16 protein-coding genes are annotated in these 16,209 nt (G+C 71.3%); 13 read left to right on the forward strand and 3 right to left on the reverse strand.

The annotated features are described in order from the left end of the window. Entirely contained in the window at positions 1 to 1,128 is a 1,128-nt protein-coding gene (locus tag E6A21_RS06750; protein ID WP_138443388.1) for a D-alanine--D-alanine ligase family protein, read from the forward strand. A gap of 31 nt (positions 1,129 to 1,159) precedes the next feature. Here E6A21_RS06750 and E6A21_RS06755 read toward each other — a convergent pair whose 3' ends face one another. Continuing rightward, positions 1,160 to 1,780, reverse strand: coding sequence for a DUF3515 family protein (locus E6A21_RS06755; protein ID WP_138443389.1), 621 nt, complete (start codon positions 1,778 to 1,780; stop codon positions 1,160 to 1,162). A gap of 75 nt (positions 1,781 to 1,855) precedes the next feature. On the opposite strand from E6A21_RS06755, the gene E6A21_RS06760 reads away from it, so the two are divergent. The 6 genes from E6A21_RS06760 to E6A21_RS06785 are packed head-to-tail and all read left to right on the forward strand — an operon-like array spanning position 1,856 to position 7,364. Continuing rightward, positions 1,856 to 2,872, forward strand: coding sequence for a thiamine-phosphate kinase (locus tag E6A21_RS06760; protein WP_246036250.1), 1,017 nt, complete (start codon positions 1,856 to 1,858; stop codon positions 2,870 to 2,872). A gap of 34 nt (positions 2,873 to 2,906) precedes the next feature. Further along, on the forward strand, positions 2,907 to 3,854 hold the full coding sequence (locus E6A21_RS06765; protein WP_138443612.1) for a DAK2 domain-containing protein: 948 nt from the start codon (positions 2,907 to 2,909) through the stop codon (positions 3,852 to 3,854). After that, positions 3,844 to 6,087: an ATP-dependent DNA helicase RecG gene (locus E6A21_RS06770; RefSeq protein WP_138443390.1), complete on the forward strand. Its 2,244-nt coding sequence runs from the start codon at positions 3,844 to 3,846 to the stop codon at positions 6,085 to 6,087. Before E6A21_RS06765 ends, E6A21_RS06770 begins: the two co-directional genes overlap by 11 nt. A gap of 12 nt (positions 6,088 to 6,099) precedes the next feature. Continuing rightward, a complete protein-coding gene (rsmD, locus tag E6A21_RS06775) occupies positions 6,100 to 6,726 on the forward strand; it encodes a 16S rRNA (guanine(966)-N(2))-methyltransferase RsmD (protein ID WP_138443391.1) in 627 nt (208 codons plus the stop codon). Next, the gene (locus E6A21_RS06780; RefSeq protein ID WP_138443392.1) at positions 6,723 to 7,121 is read left to right on the forward strand and encodes a hypothetical protein; all 399 of its coding nucleotides are present in this window, start codon (positions 6,723 to 6,725) and stop codon (positions 7,119 to 7,121) included. Before rsmD ends, E6A21_RS06780 begins: the two co-directional genes overlap by 4 nt. A 54-nt stretch (positions 7,122 to 7,175) precedes the next feature. Next, complete coding sequence (locus tag E6A21_RS06785) at positions 7,176 to 7,364, forward strand: hypothetical protein (protein WP_138443393.1); 189 nt, start codon at positions 7,176 to 7,178, stop codon at positions 7,362 to 7,364. A gap of 6 nt (positions 7,365 to 7,370) precedes the next feature. Here E6A21_RS06785 and E6A21_RS06790 read toward each other — a convergent pair whose 3' ends face one another. After that, complete coding sequence (locus E6A21_RS06790; RefSeq protein ID WP_138443394.1) at positions 7,371 to 8,141, reverse strand: spermidine synthase; 771 nt, start codon at positions 8,139 to 8,141, stop codon at positions 7,371 to 7,373. A gap of 10 nt (positions 8,142 to 8,151) precedes the next feature. Then, complete coding sequence (locus E6A21_RS06795) at positions 8,152 to 9,348, reverse strand: aminotransferase class I/II-fold pyridoxal phosphate-dependent enzyme (RefSeq protein ID WP_138443395.1); 1,197 nt, start codon at positions 9,346 to 9,348, stop codon at positions 8,152 to 8,154. Positions 9,349 to 9,397: 49 nt separating this feature from the next. Between E6A21_RS06795 and coaD the strand changes: the two genes are divergently transcribed. The 6 genes from coaD to smc all read left to right on the forward strand — a co-directional run bounded on the left by coaD (position 9,398) and on the right by smc (position 16,176). Next, a complete protein-coding gene (gene coaD / locus E6A21_RS06800) occupies positions 9,398 to 9,880 on the forward strand; it encodes a pantetheine-phosphate adenylyltransferase (protein WP_138443396.1) in 483 nt (160 codons plus the stop codon). 126 nt (positions 9,881 to 10,006) lie between these two features. Further along, complete coding sequence (locus E6A21_RS06805) at positions 10,007 to 10,537, forward strand: YceD family protein (RefSeq protein ID WP_138443397.1); 531 nt, start codon at positions 10,007 to 10,009, stop codon at positions 10,535 to 10,537. A gap of 31 nt (positions 10,538 to 10,568) precedes the next feature. Then, positions 10,569 to 10,772, forward strand: coding sequence for a 50S ribosomal protein L32 (gene rpmF, locus E6A21_RS06810; RefSeq protein WP_138443398.1), 204 nt, complete (start codon positions 10,569 to 10,571; stop codon positions 10,770 to 10,772). Between the two features lie 19 nt (positions 10,773 to 10,791). Beyond that, the gene (gene rnc, locus E6A21_RS06815; RefSeq protein ID WP_138443399.1) at positions 10,792 to 11,529 is read left to right on the forward strand and encodes a ribonuclease III; all 738 of its coding nucleotides are present in this window, start codon (positions 10,792 to 10,794) and stop codon (positions 11,527 to 11,529) included. 2 nt (positions 11,530 to 11,531) lie between these two features. Beyond that, positions 11,532 to 12,488 (forward strand): bifunctional DNA-formamidopyrimidine glycosylase/DNA-(apurinic or apyrimidinic site) lyase, encoded by a 957-nt coding sequence (gene mutM / locus E6A21_RS06820; protein ID WP_138443400.1) that lies wholly within the window; start codon positions 11,532 to 11,534, stop codon positions 12,486 to 12,488. A gap of 109 nt (positions 12,489 to 12,597) precedes the next feature. After that, on the forward strand, positions 12,598 to 16,176 hold the full coding sequence (gene smc / locus E6A21_RS06825; RefSeq protein ID WP_171041299.1) for a chromosome segregation protein SMC: 3,579 nt from the start codon (positions 12,598 to 12,600) through the stop codon (positions 16,174 to 16,176). Positions 16,177 to 16,209 lie beyond the last annotated feature (33 nt).

Raw genomic sequence — 16,209 nt, forward strand, 5'->3', positions numbered from 1 at the left:
GTGCCCAACCCCAGCCCCGGCCGGAAGATCCGCGTCGCGCTCCTGTTCGGCGGCCGCTCGAGCGAGCACGCCGTCAGCTGCGTGACCGCCGCAGGCGTCATGAACGCGATCGACCGGGACAAGTACGACGTCGTCCCCATCGGGATCGCGAAGGACGGCCAGTGGGTGCTCTCCGACGGCGAATGGCAGCAGTGGGCGCTCAACTCGGGCACCATGCCCGAGGTCCGCGCGGGTTCGGAGACGGTGCAGCTTGCGGGCGGCCCGGGCCGGCCTGGGCTCGTCGTCACGCGGCCCAACGAAGTCCCGCGTGAACTCGGCGAGGTCGACGTCGTCTTTCCGCTCATGCACGGCGCCTTCGGCGAAGACGGAACCATCCAGGGGCTCCTCGAGCTGGCCGACGTCCGGTACGTGGGCGCAGGCGTGCTCGCCTCGGCGGTCGGCATGGACAAGCACTTCATGAAGGTGGCCTTCGAGGCCGCCGGCCTCAAGGTCGGTCCCTACGTGGCGGTGACGGACAAGGAGTGGCGCCGCGACCCGCAGGCGGTCCGGGATGCCATCGGTGCGTTGGGCTACCCCGTGTTCGTCAAGCCCTGCCGGGCAGGCTCATCGGTCGGCATCACCCGCGTCGAGCGCGAGGACGAGCTCGACGCGGCCATCACCGAAGCCCGGCGCCACGACCTGCGGATCGTGGTTGAGGCCTCGATCGCGGGCCGGGAGATCGAGTGCGGAGTGCTCGAGGGCCGGGGGAGCGATGCACCGCGGACCTCCCTGCCGGGCGAGATCGTCGTCCAGGGCGGGGCGCACACGTTCTACGACTTCGAGGCCAAGTACGTCGAGGCAAGCGCTGCGGCCCTGAGCTGCCCCGCCGACCTGCCCGGCGAGGTCATCGCCGAGGTGCGGGAGCAGGCAGCGCGGGCGTTCGATGCGGTCTCGGCGGAGGGCCTCAGCCGCGTCGACTTCTTCTACACGCCCGACGGGGAGCTCGTGATCAACGAGATCAACACGATGCCCGGCTTCACGCCCATCAGCATGTACCCCCAGATGTGGGCAGCGACCGGACTCTCCTACCACGACCTCATCGACGAGCTGATCCAGCTCGCACTGGAACGGCCCACGGGCCTGCGGTGAGCTGAGCCGGCGCCGGGCCCAAACCGGCCGGTCAGCCCTGCGGGAGCTGGGCGACCTCGGAGTCACCCACGCACTTCTTGGTCTGCGGGACCTTGGCCACGGCCGATGCGATCGTCGCGAGGACCGTCGCCGAGCTGACCTTCGAGGTGTCGATCACGAGCTCGGTGGCCGGCGTGCGCCCGAAGGTCGTGAGGAGGTAGGTGTCGTTGGGCCCTTCCGTTGGCTGCGCGGAGGGCGTCGGGGCCGGCCCGGCGGATCCGGAGGCCGAGGGCGTGGGCTGAGCGGACGACGACGGCGACGCCGCCGGTGAAGCGCTCGCCGTCGTGAGGTCCTTGATCACCCAGTCGACGCCGTTGACGGTGAGGCAGCGATCCGTCGTCGGCCCCGGGGTCGGGACGCCGCAGCGGAGGATGACGGCCGAGGGGTCGCCCCACGCCGCGGTGGCCTGGCTCGTCGTCGTCCGCAGTGCGGCGCCCGCCAGCGTGTCCGGCATCGCGATCATCTCGGGTGCGCACGCAGGATTCGCGGCGTCGGGGGCGGGATCGACCGAGACCGCCGCGCTGCACGCGGAAAGCGACGCGCCCAGCACGAGGGCCGATGTGAGCGCCGTGGCGCGCACGAGGACTGCTGCGCGGCGACGGCTGCGGGGCATGGTTCTCCTCAGAACTTGTGGTGGGGGCGTGTCCGGCACGGACGACCGTCCCTTCCAGACTACTAGGCTGGAACGGTGCGCACGTCCCCGCTGCCCCTGACCGTCGGCGACCTGAGCGAAGGCGAGCTCCTCGATCGGATCCTGCCCCGCCTCGCCGCCGGCCCCTCAGCGCTCCTCGGCCCCGGGGACGACGCTGCGGTGCTCGCCGCGCCCGACGGTCGCGTCGTCGTGAGCACCGACACCCTGACGCAGGACGCCGACTTCCGGCTCGTCTGGCCGAACGGCTACGCCCATACCGGATACGACGTCGGATGGAAGGCCGCGGCGCAGAACCTGAGCGACATCAACGCCATGGGAGCCGCCGCGACGGGCATCGTGGTGAGCCTCACGCTCCCGCAGGCGACGCCGGTCGGCTGGGTCGAGGACCTCGCGTCCGGACTCCTCGACGCGGTCCGAAGCCTGGGGGCAAGCAGGTGCGCGCTCGCGGGAGGTGATCTGGGCCGGGGCAGCGAGCTTTCGGTCACCGCGACTGTCCTCGGCACCCTCGACGGCCGGCAGCCCGTCCTGCGGAGCGGCGCCCAAGTCGGCGACACGCTCGCCGTCGCGGGTTCGCTCGGCTCCGCCGCCGCGGGGCTCGCGCTGCTCGAGCACGGGCCCGCGTACGAGGGCCTCGACGCCGCGCTCCGGGAGCTCGTCGGCCGCCAGTGCCGCCCAGTGCCGCCGCTCGAGGCGGGACCCGCCGCGGCGTCGTCGGGAGCGACCGCGCTCCTGGACCTCTCCGACGGCCTCCTCCGCGACGGGATGAGGCTCGCCGCTGCGAGCGGTGTGCGCCTGGACCTGGATCCGGACGCCCTCGCGCTCCGGGCACAGGCGCTCGGGCACGCGGCGGAGGTGGTGGGAGTCGATCCGCTCGACTGGGTCCTGGGCGGCGGGGAGGACCACGGCCTCCTTGCGGCCTTCCCTGCCGACGCACAGCTCCCACACGGCTTCGCTGCGATAGGCTCGGTGATGCCTGCCGACGGTGGAGAGCCTGGAGTGTCCGTCGGCGGAACGCCGGCGGCGACGAGGGGATGGGACCACTTTGCCAAGTAGAAACGCCGCGAAGACGGCGTCGAACGCCGCGGCGATGCGCCGCTGGCTCGGCATGGCGGAGACAGTGCTCGCGAATCACAGCGACCGCCTCGACGCGATCAACATCTTCCCCGTTCCGGACGGAGACACGGGCACCAACCTCTACTTGACCGCACATGCCGCGGCGCAGGCGGCCATGGCCGCGGACAGCCAGGACCTCGGCGTCGTCGTCGGCGCGGCAGGCCAGGCCGCCATGGAGGAGGCGAGGGGAAACTCCGGGACCCTGTTCGCCGTCTTCCTCGACGCATTCGCCGTGCCCCTCGCCGGACAGTCCCGGCTGAGCGGCCCCCTGCTTGCCGAATCGCTCCACCGGTGCCGCATCCGGGCCTGGTCGGCGCTGAGTGAACCCGTCGAGGGCACCATGCTCTCGGTCCTGGCCGCCGCCGCCGACGCGGCCGCCAGCGCGTCGGAGCTCGCCGACGCGGGCGAGACCCCGCACAGCAACGCCGTCCTGGTCCGGACGATCGACGCCATTGTCGAGGCGGCCGTAGGCGCCGTCGTCGACACCGAGGGCCAGCTGCCGACCCTGCACGACGCCCGCGTGGTCGATGCGGGGGCGGTCGGACTCCTGCTCGTCCTGGGAGCACTCCGGGCGGCAGTGATCGGCGAGGGCCTCGGGGACCAGATCTTCGACAGGCTCCACGGCTACGCGGTCCAGGACCCGCACATCCACGCCCAGCAGCCTCCCGCCCAGGGCGTCGAGCTCATGTGCACCATCACGCTGAGCCCGCTGGACGCTGCGGGCCTCCGCCACCGCCTCGACGAGCTCGGCGAGTCGGTCATCATGAGCCCGCTGGGCCCTCTCGACGAGGATTCCGGGTTCGTCCGGTGGAGGGTCCACGTGCACGTGGTCGACCCCGAGGCCGCCCTCGCCGAGATCCGCCGCGCGGGCGAGCCCGAGAAGATCTCCTTCACCGAGCTCCATTCGGACCATGCCCGCTGATCGCAGCACTCCGCTCGACCGCCTCATCGGGGCTCGCAGCGGAAAGAAGTTCGCCGACCAGCTCGGGATCACGACGGCAGGCGACCTGCTCGACCACTTCCCGCGGCGGTACCTCGCCCGCGGCGAGCTCACGCCGATCCGCGAGCTGCCCCTCGACGAGGACGTCACGCTCGTCGCCCAGGTCGTCTCGGCGTCCAACCGCCGCATGGCGACCCGCAAGGGAAGCATCACGGAAGTCCTCGTGGGCGACCGGCCGGGCGAGGCTCAGGGCCCGAGCACCCTCTCCCTCACGTTCTTCAACGGGTACCAGGCGGCCAAGCAGCTGACCCGCGGCGTCATCGCGATGTTCTCGGGCAAGGTCGGCCTCTACCGCGGGAAGCTCCAGCTGACCAATCCGATCTACGAGCTGCTGGACCCGGACGAGTTCGACGCCGAGGCCGCCGCCCGGCTCGCGGGCCGCCCCATCCCGGTCTATCCCGCGACGGCCTCGATCCCGAGCTGGACGATTGCGAAGGCGGTCGGCACCGTGCTCGGGCAGCTCGGCCCGGACTCCCTGCCGGAGGCGCTTCCCGCGGATCTCCGCCTCAAGTACCGCCTGCCGGGAGTGCACGACGCGTACAGGATGATCCACGAGCCCGAGGACGACGGCGCGTGGCGCTCCGCCCAGAGGCGGTTCCGGTACGAGGAGGCGCTCGTCCTCCAGACGGCGCTCGCCCGCCGAAAGGCCCAGCACGCCGCGCTTCCGTCACGCCCGAGCCCCGCCCGGCGCGGCGGCCTGCTCGAGGCGTTCGACCGCCAGCTCCCGTTCGAGCTCACGAGGGGCCAGCGGGAGGTCGGCGAGGTCCTCGCCCGGGAGCTCGCCGAGAACCACCCGATGAACCGCCTCCTGCAGGGCGAGGTCGGCTCGGGCAAGACGGTGGTGGCGCTGCGGGCGATGCTCCAGGTGGCCGACGACGGCGGGCAGGCGGCGCTCCTGGCCCCGACCGAGGTCCTGGCGGCGCAGCACTACGCGTCGATCCGAGCGACGCTCGGCCCCCTCCTGCGGGACGGGCTGCTGGGCGCGTCAGGAGACGAGGGCGTCGAGGTCGCCCTCCTGACCGGCTCCCAGTCGGCGGGTGAGAAGAAGCGCAACCTTCTCGCAGCGGCGAGCGGCCAGGCGGGAATCGTCGTGGGCACCCACGCCCTCCTGTCGGAGCACGTGCAGTTCGCGGACCTCGGGCTCGTCGTCGTCGACGAGCAGCACCGGTTCGGGGTCGAACAGCGGGATGCCCTGCGCGCCAAGAGCCTCGCGACCCCGCACCTCCTCGTCATGACGGCCACTCCCATTCCCCGGACCGTCGCCATGACTGTCTTCGGCGACCTCGAGACGTCTGTCCTGCGGGAGCTTCCCGCGGGGCGCTCGCCCATCGCGACGCACACGGTGGGCCTGGTCGAGAACCCGGCGTGGGAGCGGCGGATCTGGCAGAGGGCGCGGGAAGAGGTCGACGCCGGGCGGCAGGTCTACGTCGTGTGCCCCACGATCGGTGCCGGCGGGGGAGACGAAGGCGACCTCGACGCGCTCGACGACGCGACGTGGGGAGGGACGGCCCTGGCGGCTTCGCCCGTCGCTCCGGACATCCAGCCCGCGTCGGTCGCGGAGGTCGCCGAGCAGCTCTGCGGCGAGCCGGCGCTCGAGGGGGTCCGGATCGGTGCTCTCCATGGTCGTCTCGACACTGAGGCGAAGGCCTCGGCGATGCGCGCGTTCGCTGCGGGAGAGACGGGGATCCTCGTTGCCACGACCGTGATCGAGGTCGGGGTAGACGTGCCGAACGCGACGCTCATGGTCATCCTCGACGCAGACCGGTTCGGCATAGCCCAGCTGCACCAGCTCCGCGGACGCGTCGGCAGGGGCGGGCACGCCGGCACCTGCCTTCTCGTGACGCGCCTCGAACCGGGGCACCCGAGCCGCGAGCGGCTCAGCGCCGTGGCGGCGAGCACCGACGGCTTCGAACTGGCACAGAAGGACCTCGAGTTCCGCCGCGAGGGCGATATCCTCGGCGCGAGCCAGTCGGGCCGCCGCTCGACGCTGCGGCTCCTGCGGGTCCTCCGCGACGGCGAGGTCATCGAGAACGCGCGGGAGGACGCGCTCGCGGTGGTCGCCGAGGATCCGGACCTGGACCGGCACTCCGAGCTCGCCGCTGCCATCGAGGACTATCTCGGGCCCGAGAGGGAGGTCTTCCTCGAACGTGGGTAAGGATATTGCGTTATGAGCAGGATCATCTCCGGTATCGTCGGCGGCGTCCCCCTGGCGGCCGTGCCGGGCTCGGCGACGAGGCCGACGACCGACCGGGTCAAGGAAGCACTGTTCTCGCGGCTTGACGCGCTCGGCATGATCGCACGGGCGCGCGTGCTCGACCTCTATGCGGGATCGGGGGCGCTCGGAGTCGAAGCCGCGAGCCGGGGCGCCTCGACTGTGGAGCTCGTCGAGTCGGAGGCAAAGGCGGCGCAGGCGTGCGAGCGCAACGCCCGGACCGTCAACGACGCCGTGAGCCGGCGCGCCGTGACGGTCCACCGTTCGAAGGTGAGCTCGTTCCTCGAGCGCGTCCCGCCGGGTCCGCATTGGGACCTCGTCCTCATGGACCCGCCCTACCCGCTGGGGGAGGACCCGCTGGCCGCCGTGCTCGGAGCGGTCGCCGACCGCCTCGCGCCGGACGGACTCGTCGTCGTCGAACGCTCCGCCCGCTCGCCCGAGCCCTCGTGGCCCGACGGTCTCGTGCGCTACGGGGACCGGAAATACGGCGAGACGCGCCTGTGGTTCGCGGAGCCGGCAGCCGACGGACGGGAGGCGGCCGACGGCGAGGGCGGCTCAGCCGTGGCGGGCGCCCGCGCGTGAGGTACTTCGATCAGGCCGCCGCGGCCGCACCCCAATGGTGGGAGATCATCTCGGCGTTCGCACCCGTAGGGACGTTCGCGGCGGCTGTGGTCGCGGCCGTCGTCGGGCTGCGCACGATCCGGCAGCGTTCCTACGCCGACCGGCGGTCCGAATTCTGGCGGCGCACCGAGTGGGCGCTCGAGGCTTCCGTCCACCCGGACCCGCAGATGCAGACGATGGCCACGATGGTCCTCGCGAGCCTCGCCAAGAGCGATCTGATCGCGAGCGACGAGGAGCTCATGCTCCTCGACGCCGTCTGGGTCGACCCGATCGCGCAGGCCGAGGCCGAGGGACTCGACGAAGAGCTGGGCGGCGACGAGGATCCGGGGGATACTGGAGAGGAGCAAGCCGTATGACGACGGCCCGATCCATGAAGGCCCGGACAGGGCGGAAGGCACCACGGGGGAGCGATGACCGAGCACAGCGGCCAGACGCCGAAGCAGGAGGAGTCCGTGGAGAGCCATGAGCGGCGCCCGGGATCATCCGACCGGCGGGTCCAGATCGCAGCCGCGAAGCTCCGAGTCGTCCTGGACGAGCGTCTCAAGCGCGAGACGCCCGAATGGGTCAAGCGTCTGGCCGAGCAGAAGCTCGCGAGCTGACCGCCGTCATCGGACGAGGCCGTCCAGCTCGACGCCGTGGCGCACGGCGGTCGGATGGGGGCCAGCGGCTACGAGCGCCGCGGCCCATGCGGGGTCCGGAGGACTCATGAAGCCCACCGCGACGATGTTCCCCGGGTAGCGCGCCTCGAACATCTCCGGCTCGCTGAGTGCCGCAACGTCCACGAAGACGCTCTGCATGGCGGCGAGCTGGGACCGGACGAGCGTGAGCGGCGGATCGTCGCCGATGTTCACGAGCATCGCCCCTCGGGGTGCGAGAAGCGTGGCTGCCTCCGCGTAGAAGTCCCGGTGCGCGATATGCGCTGGTGCCTCCGGACCCGAGAAGATGTCGAGCACGACGGCGTCGAACGGCCCCCGGGACGCCAGGTCCGCGAGCTCCCAGCGGGCGTCGCCGATGCGGGTCTCCAGTATGGTGCCCTGCGGCAGGGGGAGCCGTTCGAGGACGAAGTCCAGCAGCTCGCGCTCGAGCTCGACCGCGATCTGGGGGGAACCGGGCCGGGTCGCCTGGAGGTATCGGGCGAGGGTGAGCGCTCCCGCGCCGAGGTGGAGCACCCGCAGCGGCTCGCCGGGCGCGGCGAGCAGGTCCAGCACGTTGGCCATCCGGCGCAGGTACGCGTAGAAGACGTGTTCCGGGTGGGCGAGGTCCACATGGGACTGCTCGGCGCCGCCGATGGAGAGCACGAAGGCGCCGTCGACGAGGTCGTCGGGAGAGATCGTCGCGTGGGTCCCGATGTTGGCGAGGTAGCGTTCTGGGCTCACAGCTCTTGGCTCACACGAGCCTGCTGAGGCCTGCGAGGCGCGCAGCGGCGTCCTCGAGGACGCTCTCGCGTTTGCAGAACGCGAAGCGCAGGAGCGACCGCGTCCGCCGCGCGCCCTCCTCGTGGCAGAAGACCGAGACGGGGATCGCCGCGACGCCGATGAGTTCGGGAAGCCTCCGCGCGAGGTCGAGGGCATCGTCGAAGCCGATCGAAGCGGTGTCCGCGGTGATGAAGTACGTGCCGTCGGGGAGGTAGGCGGTGAGGCCTGCGCTCCGGAGTCCTTCCGCGAGGATGTCGCGCTTCCGGCGGAGTGCGTCGGCGGCGCCCGTGAAGAACTCGTCCGGCAGGCCGAGGCCTTGGGCGACCGCGGTCTGGAAGGGCGTGCCCGAGCTGTAGGTGAGGAACTGCTTGACCGTGCGGACCTTTGCGACGAGCTCCTCGGAGCCCGTCGCCCAGCCGACTTTCCACCCCGTGAAAGAGAAGGTCTTGCCCGCGGACGAGATGCTGAGCGTTCGCTCGGCTGCCCCTGGGAGCGTCGCGATCGGAACGTGGGGGCGGCCGAAGACCAGGTGCTCGTAGACCTCGTCCGCGATGATGACGGCGTCGTGCCGGGCAGCGAGGTCCACGATCTGCTGGAGGACCTCGCGGCCGAACACAGCGCCTGTCGGGTTGTGCGGGTTGTTGAGGATCACGATGCGCGTCTGGGGCTTGAACGCCGCTTCGAGCTCGCTCGGGTCCGGCTGGAACCTCGGGGCGTGCAGGGGAACCGTCACGTGGTTCGCTCCGGCCAGCCCGATCATCGCCCCGTACGAGTCGTAGAAGGGCTCGAACGTCAGGACGTCGTCGCCGGGCTCTGCGAGGGCGAGCACGGCCGCCGCGATCGCCTCGGTCGCCCCCGTGGTGATGATGACCTCCGTCTCCGGGTCCGGGTCCAGGCTGTAGAAGCGCTTCTGGTGCGCGGCGACGGCCGTCCTCAGAGCCGGGATGCCCTTCCCCGGCGCGTACTGGTTCGAGCCCTCGGCGATCGCCCGGCGCGCCGCTTCCGCCATGACGGCAGGGCCGTCCTCATCCGGGAAGCCCTGGCCGAGGTTGATGGCGCCGGTCCTGACGGCGAGCCCCGTCATCTCCTCGAAGATGGTCACGCCCAGCCGTCCGTCCGCACCCAGTACGTTGGCGCCCGCGGCGGTGCGCTGCCAAGGAGAAGTCATGCAGCCATGCTAGCGAGCAGGCGCGTCTGGCTTCGGTTATGTTGGCAGCATGAGACGCGCCGTCTGCCCTGGCTCCTTCGACCCGATCCACAACGGCCACCTCGAAGTCATCGCCCGCGCAGCGAACCAGTTCGACGAGGTGATCGTTGCCGTGTCGACGAACTATGCGAAGAAGTACCGGTTCTCCCTCGAGGAGCGGATCGACATGGTGCGCCGGACGCTCGGCGCGATCAGCGGCATCCTCGTCGAGCCGATGGGGGCGGGGCTCCTCGCGGACTACTGCCATGAGCGGGGTGCCTCGGCCATCGTCAAGGGACTGCGTTCGTCCTCGGACTTCGACTACGAGCTGCCCATGGCGATCATGAACCGCCAGCTGACCGGGGTCGAGACAGTCTTCCTTGCGGCCGAATCGCATTATGTGCACCTCTCGTCGACCCTCATCAAGGAGGTCCACGACCTCGGCGGCGACGTCTCCGAGTTCGTTCCGCGGTCCGTGCTCGGGCGCCTTGACGCCACGTCCTCTGGACGATGAGGCTGAACCCAGCCCCTCAGGGAATGCCAGAGGCGCCGGTTTGGGCCTGACGCACCGCACAGGCTAGGATTGTTTGTCGGTCTATGTTCTACAGGAGTTCTCATTAAGCGCGAAGATCGTTCGCCCTTGACGCTTGACGTCAAGGACCTCGGGCGCAGCCCGGGCACGATGCGGACACTCGAAGAGCATGTGCCTGCACCGAGCGAGCTCGGTGTGGCGCTCATCGGCGTCAGGGAAGGGTCCCCCGTGGACCTCGACCTGAGGCTTGAGTCTGTCCACGAGGGGATCCTGGTATCGGGAACCGCACACGTCGATGTATCCGGCGAGTGCGGGCGGTGCCTGGATCCCATCGAGTACGGCCTCACCGTCGATGTGCAAGAGCTTTTCTCCTTCGAGGGCGGCGAGCCGTCGGACGGGGAAGACGATGAAGAGCAACGTCGAGTCGAGCACGATTCCATCGATCTTGAGCCGGTGTTGCGGGACGCAGTAGTGACCATGCTGCCGTTCCAGCCGGTGTGCCGGGAGGACTGCCCGGGGCTCTGCCCCGAGTGCGGGATCCGCCTCGCGGACGAGCCTGGCCACCATCACGAGGTCGTAGACCCCAGATGGTCGGCATTGGCGGATCTGATCAAGCCCGACCGGCACAGCGATGACTAAGTGTTGGCCCTAAGAGAGAAATGAGTTAGCCGTGGCAGTTCCCAAGCGGAAGATGTCCCGCTCGAACACCCGAGCCCGCCGCTCCCAGTGGAAGGCGACCGCGCCGAACCTGGTGAAGACGGTCGAAAACGGCCGCGTGGTCTACAGCCTTCCCCACCAGGCGAAGGTCGTCACCGACTCCGCTGGCACCCCGCTCTTCAAGGAGTACAAGGGCCGCAAGGTCGCCGACGCCTGAGCAGTGAGCCGGCCAGGATATGCCCGCTCGCGATGAGCTTCTGAAGCGTCTCGGCGTCGAAATCGACGCCGAGACGCTTCGTCTTGCCCTCACCCATCGCTCGTACGCGTACGAGAACGGCGGGATCCCGACGAATGAGCGCCTCGAGTTCCTCGGCGACTCGATCCTCGGGTTCTCGGTCACGGACTACCTGTACCGGACGTACCCGGACCTCTCGGAGGGCGAGCTCGCCAAGCGGCGCGCCGCCGTCGTCAGCACCCGGGCGCTCGCCGGGATCGCGCGCCGACTCGGCATCGGCGAGTGCATCTACCTCGGGCACGGCGAGAAGGTCACGAACGGCAAGAACAAGTCCTCGATCCTCGCGGACACGATGGAGGCGCTCATCGGCGCGACCTACATCTCCAACGATCTCGAAGAAGCCCGCCGCCTCGTCGTGCGCCTCGTAGGGCCTCTGCTCGAGGATGCGGCCGTGATGGGCGCGGGAACGGACTGGAAGACGCACATCCAGGAGCTCGCAGCCAACCGCCAGCTGGGCGCCATCCATTACGCGGTGGTCGGCGACGGGCCGGACCACGCGCGCACCTACACGGCCACCCTCTCCATCGGCGGCGTCCCCTACGGCACCGGAACGGGCAACTCGAAGAAGGAGGCCGAGCAGTATTCGGCGGCCGACGCCTGGAAGGTCCTCTGCCCGGACGAGTCCGGGGTCATCGGGAGCCCGACCGGCGAGCGCGAAAGCACTGGCGGGTCCGTCTAGCCTTGCCCGAACTCCCCGAGGTCGAGGTCGTGCGCCGTGGCCTGTCCACCTGGGTCGCCGGCCGCCGGATCGAACGCGTCGAAGTCCTGGACCCGCGTTCCGTCCGCCGCCATACGCTGGGCCCCGAAGACTTCCGCGGGCAGCTCGAGGGCTCCCGAGTGCTCGACGCCGTGCGTCGCGGCAAATTCCTCTGGCTCCCGCTCGCCGACGGCGACGATGACGGGAGCTCAGGCTCGCCGCCCCATACCGCGCTCATGGCCCACCTCGGGATGAGCGGCCAGCTCCTCGTCGAGGACGCCCAGCTGCCCGACGAGAAGCACCTCAAGGTCCGCCTCACGCTCTCCGACTCCCCGGGTGTGCCGGCCGAGCTCCGCTTCGTCGACCAGCGCATCTTCGGAGGACTCGCCGTCGTGCCGCTGGTGGCGACCGACGACGGCGGACCCGGCGGAGCTGCGTCCCGCCCGCTCCCGCTCATCGCGGCCGAGGCGGCGCATATCGCGAGGGATCCCCTGGACCCGTGGTTCTCGGCGGAGGCGCTCCACGAGCGCTTCCGCTCCCGCCGCACGGGCGTCAAGCGGGCCCTGCTCGATCAGCAGCTCGTCTCGGGGATCGGGAACATCTACGCCGACGAAGCCCTCTGGGCCGCGCGCCTGCACTATGCGCGGCCCACCGACACGCTCCGCCGGGCGGAGACGCTCCGGCTCGTCGACGCCGTCCGCGACGTCATGCTCCGCGCCCTCGAGGCAGGGGGGACCAGCTTCGATTCGCTCTACGTCAACGTCAACGGAGCCTCGGGCTACTTCGACCGCTCCCTCTCGGCGTACGGGCGCGCGGGCCAGCCGTGCGTGCGGTGCGCCCGGGAAGGACGCACGAGCATCATGGTGCGCGAAGCGTTCATGAACCGCTCGTCGTACCGCTGCCCCACGTGCCAGCGGACGCCGCGCAACGCCCGCTGGTAGGGGCCCCAGCGCGGAAACGACCGGGACGGGTGGCAGAATGGCGCCCAGCCGGTACTCGCCTTCCGCGGACGCTGGCTGCGCCCGCCGACGACAGGAGAACCCGGGTCCCTTGCACCTCAAGACCCTGACCATCCGAGGCTTCAAGTCCTTTGCCTCCGCCACGACGTTCGAGTTCGAGCCGGGCGTGACCGCAGTCGTCGGTCCGAACGGCTCGGGCAAGTCGAACGTCGTCGACGCTCTGGCATGGGTCATGGGAGAGCAGGGTGCCAAGACGCTCCGCGGCGGCAAGATGGAGGACGTCATCTTCGCGGGCACCGCAGGCCGGCCGCCGCTGGGCCGCGCGCAGGTCTCGCTCACGATCGACAACGCGGACGGCGCCCTCCCGATCGAGTACGGCGAGGTCACGATCTCGCGCACGCTCTTCCGCACGGGAGGCTCCGAATACGCGATCAACGGCGAATCGTGCCGGCTGCTCGACATCCAGGAGCTTCTGAGCGATTCGGGTCTCGGGCGTGAGATGCACGTCATCGTCGGGCAGGGCCAGCTCGACCGAATCCTCCACGCGACCCCCGAGGACCGCCGCGGCTTCATCGAGGAAGCCGCCGGAATCCTCAAGCACCGGCGCCGCAAGGAACGAACCGTCCGGAAGCTCGACGCCATGCAGGGCAACCTCCAGCGGCTCTCCGACCTCACCGCGGAGATCCGGCGCCAGCTGGGCCCGCTAGGTCGCCAGGCGCAGGTCGCCCGGCGCGCGCAGACCATCCAGGCCGACGTCCGGGATGCCAAGGCGCGCCTCCTGGCCGACGACGTAGTCCGGCTGCAGGACACCCTCGAGCAGGACCGCGCCGACCAGTCCGCGCTCGTGGCGCGCCGTGCCGACGTCGAGCGCGAGCTCGGGGCCGCGCGCCGCGAGCAGTCAGAGGCCGAGCGGGCCGCGGCCCTCGCGACCCCGAAGCTCAACGCCGCCCGTGACCTCTGGTACCGCCTCTCCGCCGGCCGGGAGCGCCTGCGTTCGCTCGCGAGCGTGGCCGAGGAACGACGACGCCTCCTCGGCACGTCCGAGGCCCTCCCGTCCGGCCGCGATCCCGAGCGGCTCGACCGGCAGGCCGGGGAGGCCCGCGAAGAGCTCGCCGTGCTCGCCGAGGCGATCGACGTCCGCTCCGAGGCCCTCGAGGAGGCTTCCGAGGCCCGTTTCGAGGCTGAGGAGGAAGCGGCTGCCGAAGACCGTCGGCACACCGCGCGGCTGCGCGCCTCTGCGGACCGCCGAGAGGGCCTGGCCCGGCTCGCGGGCGCCGTGGGAGCCGCGAGGAGCCGCGTCGAGGCGGCCGAGGGGGAGATCGGCCGCCTCCGGGCATCGATCTCCTCCGCGGCCGAGCGGCGGCGTGATGCGGAGATCGAATTCACCGCCCTCGAGTCGCAGGTTGCGGGCGTGGAGGAGGGCGAGGAGGGCCTCGATGCGGACTACGAGCAGGCCGCCGCCCGACAGGAGGCCGCGGAAGGGGAACTCGCCGCGATCGAGGAGCGCCGTCGGGCCGCGGAGACTGCCCGCCGCTCCCTCGAGGCCAGGCTCGACGCCCTCCGCGCGGGGCTCCGGGGCAGGGACGGCAGCGCGGCCGTCCTCGCGTCGGGCGACGGGGTCCTCGGCCCGGTGCCTTCCCTCATGAGGGTCGAGCAGGGGTTCGAGGCGGCCGTGGCGGCCGTCCTCGGGAGCGTCGCGGAGGGCCTCGCGATGGAGGATGCCCAGTCCTCCCTCCGTGCGTTGAACCGGCTGCGGGAGGACGACGGCGGCCAGGCGGCCCTGCTCGTGGGGGGAGCCATGCCGCCGTCGGGCCTTGCGGACCGGCCCGAACTCCCCGCTGGGGCGCGCTGGCTCGACTCCGTGGTGACGGCGGACCCGCGGGTGCGCGGCGCCGTCGTGCGCCTCCTTGCCGGTGCGGTTGCGGTGGAGGGGGCGGCGCAGGCCCTGGCGCTCCTCGAAGCCATTCCCGAGCTGACTGTCGTGACGGCCCAGGGGGACGTGCTCACGGCAGGAGCGATGAGGGGCGGCTCGGCCGGTGCGCCGTCGACGCTCGAGCTCCAGGCCCAGGTCGAGGAGGCGGAGTCCCAGCTCGCGTCCGCCGTCGCCGAGCATGAACGCGCGGGCTTCGAGCTCACGGGCGCGCGCGAGCGCGTCCGGGAGGCGTCGGAACAGGCCGACGCCGCCCTTGCGGCCCTCCACGACTCGGACGCCAAGTTCGCGGCCGTCGCCGAGCGCCTTGCAGCCCTCGGCGCCCAGCTCCGGGGCGCCACCGCCGAGGACGAGCGGCTCCGGGCCTCACTCGCCGCCGCACAGTCCCAGCTGGACACCGAGCAGGAGGCGCTGGCCCTGGCGGCTGAGCGTCTCGAGGCGGCGGAGGAGGCCGAGGACGCAGAGGAGGACGACGAGCCTTCGTCGGCCGAACGGGACCGGCTCGCACAACGGGCGACGGCGGCTCGGGCCGCCGAGCTCGAGGCCCGCCTCGCGCTGCGCACGGCTGAGGAGCAGCACCGTGCAGTCCAGGCGCGGGCCGAGTCCCTCGAGAGGGCTGCCGCCACCGAGCGGCGGGCCGCGGCCGAGGCTCGCCGGCGGGCCGAGGACCGGGCCCGCAAGGCAGCCCGGGCCGAAGCCGTCGTCGGGGCAGCGCTCGCTGGGGTCGCTGCCATGGACCGGGCCGTGGAGGAGGCCGCCGAGGAACGCGACGCCGCCGAGGAGCGGCGCCAGGCCCTCGACGAGCGGCTCTCCGCGCTGCGGACCTCGACGGAGGCCCTTGCGAAGGAGCTCGCCGAACTGAGCGACGCCGCCCACCGCGACGAACTGGCCCGCGCCGAGCTCGCCCTGCGGCTCGAGGCCCTCCAGGACCGCGCCATCGAGGAGCTCGGTCTCTCCGCCCGGCAGCTCGTCGACGAATTCGGGCCGCACATCCCGATCCCCATCCCGGACGACGGCGCCGACAGGTGGGCTTCGCTGCGCATGGAGGTGGACGAGGAGGGCCGGCCGGTCGGCGGCGCTCCGTTCGTGCGCGCCGAGCAGGAGAAGCGGCTCAAGAAGGCCGAGCGGGATCTCGCCGCCCTCGGCAGGGTCAATCCCCTCGCGCTCGAGGAATTCGCAGCACTCGAGGAACGGCACCGGTTCCTCAACGAGCAGCTCGAGGACCTCAAGTCGAGTCGGCGGGACCTGCTCGCGATCATCAAGGATGTCGACGAGCGCGTGCAGCGTGTTTTCGCGGAGGCCTTCGCCGACACGGCCGTCCAGTTCGAGCGCGTCTTCGGCCGCCTGTTCCCGGGCGGGGAGGGCCGTCTCGTCCTCACGGATCCCGAGGACATGCTCACGACCGGCATTGAGGTCGAGGCACGCCCCGCAGGCAAGAAGATCAAGCGCCTCTCGCTGCTCTCGGGAGGCGAACGGTCGCTCACCGCGGTCGCGCTGCTTGTCGCGATCTTCAAGGCCCGGCCGTCGCCGTTCTATGTCATGGACGAGGTCGAAGCTGCCCTCGACGACACGAATCTCGGCCGGCTCATCACGATCTTCGAGGAGCTGCGCGAATCGAGCCAGCTCATCGTCATCACGCACCAGAAGCGCACGATGGAGGTCGCCGACGCCCTCTACGGGGTGTCGATGCGGGGCGACGGGGTCTCGACGGTCGTGAGCCAGAAGCTCGAGCGGGTATGACGGCGGATGCCGCCTCCCGGAGCGCAGGGGCCG

Source organism: Sinomonas susongensis, assembly GCF_005877005.1.
Classification (GTDB): domain Bacteria; phylum Actinomycetota; class Actinomycetes; order Actinomycetales; family Micrococcaceae; genus Sinomonas; species Sinomonas susongensis.

Coding starts and splice junctions, on each gene's coding strand:
- E6A21_RS06765 (WP_138443612.1), top strand. CDS start 2,907: ATGCGCCGCTGGCTCGGCATGGCGGAGACAGTGCTCGCGAATCACAGC.
- E6A21_RS06795 (WP_138443395.1), bottom strand. CDS start 9,348: ATGACTTCTCCTTGGCAGCGCACCGCCGCGGGCGCCAACGTACTGGGT.
- rnc (WP_138443399.1), top strand. CDS start 10,792: ATGCCCGCTCGCGATGAGCTTCTGAAGCGTCTCGGCGTCGAAATCGAC.
- coaD (WP_138443396.1), top strand. CDS start 9,398: ATGAGACGCGCCGTCTGCCCTGGCTCCTTCGACCCGATCCACAACGGC.
- E6A21_RS06755 (WP_138443389.1), bottom strand. CDS start 1,780: ATGCCCCGCAGCCGTCGCCGCGCAGCAGTCCTCGTGCGCGCCACGGCG.
- E6A21_RS06785 (WP_138443393.1), top strand. CDS start 7,176: ATGACCGAGCACAGCGGCCAGACGCCGAAGCAGGAGGAGTCCGTGGAG.
- E6A21_RS06770 (WP_138443390.1), top strand. CDS start 3,844: ATGCCCGCTGATCGCAGCACTCCGCTCGACCGCCTCATCGGGGCTCGC.
- rsmD (WP_138443391.1), top strand. CDS start 6,100: ATGAGCAGGATCATCTCCGGTATCGTCGGCGGCGTCCCCCTGGCGGCC.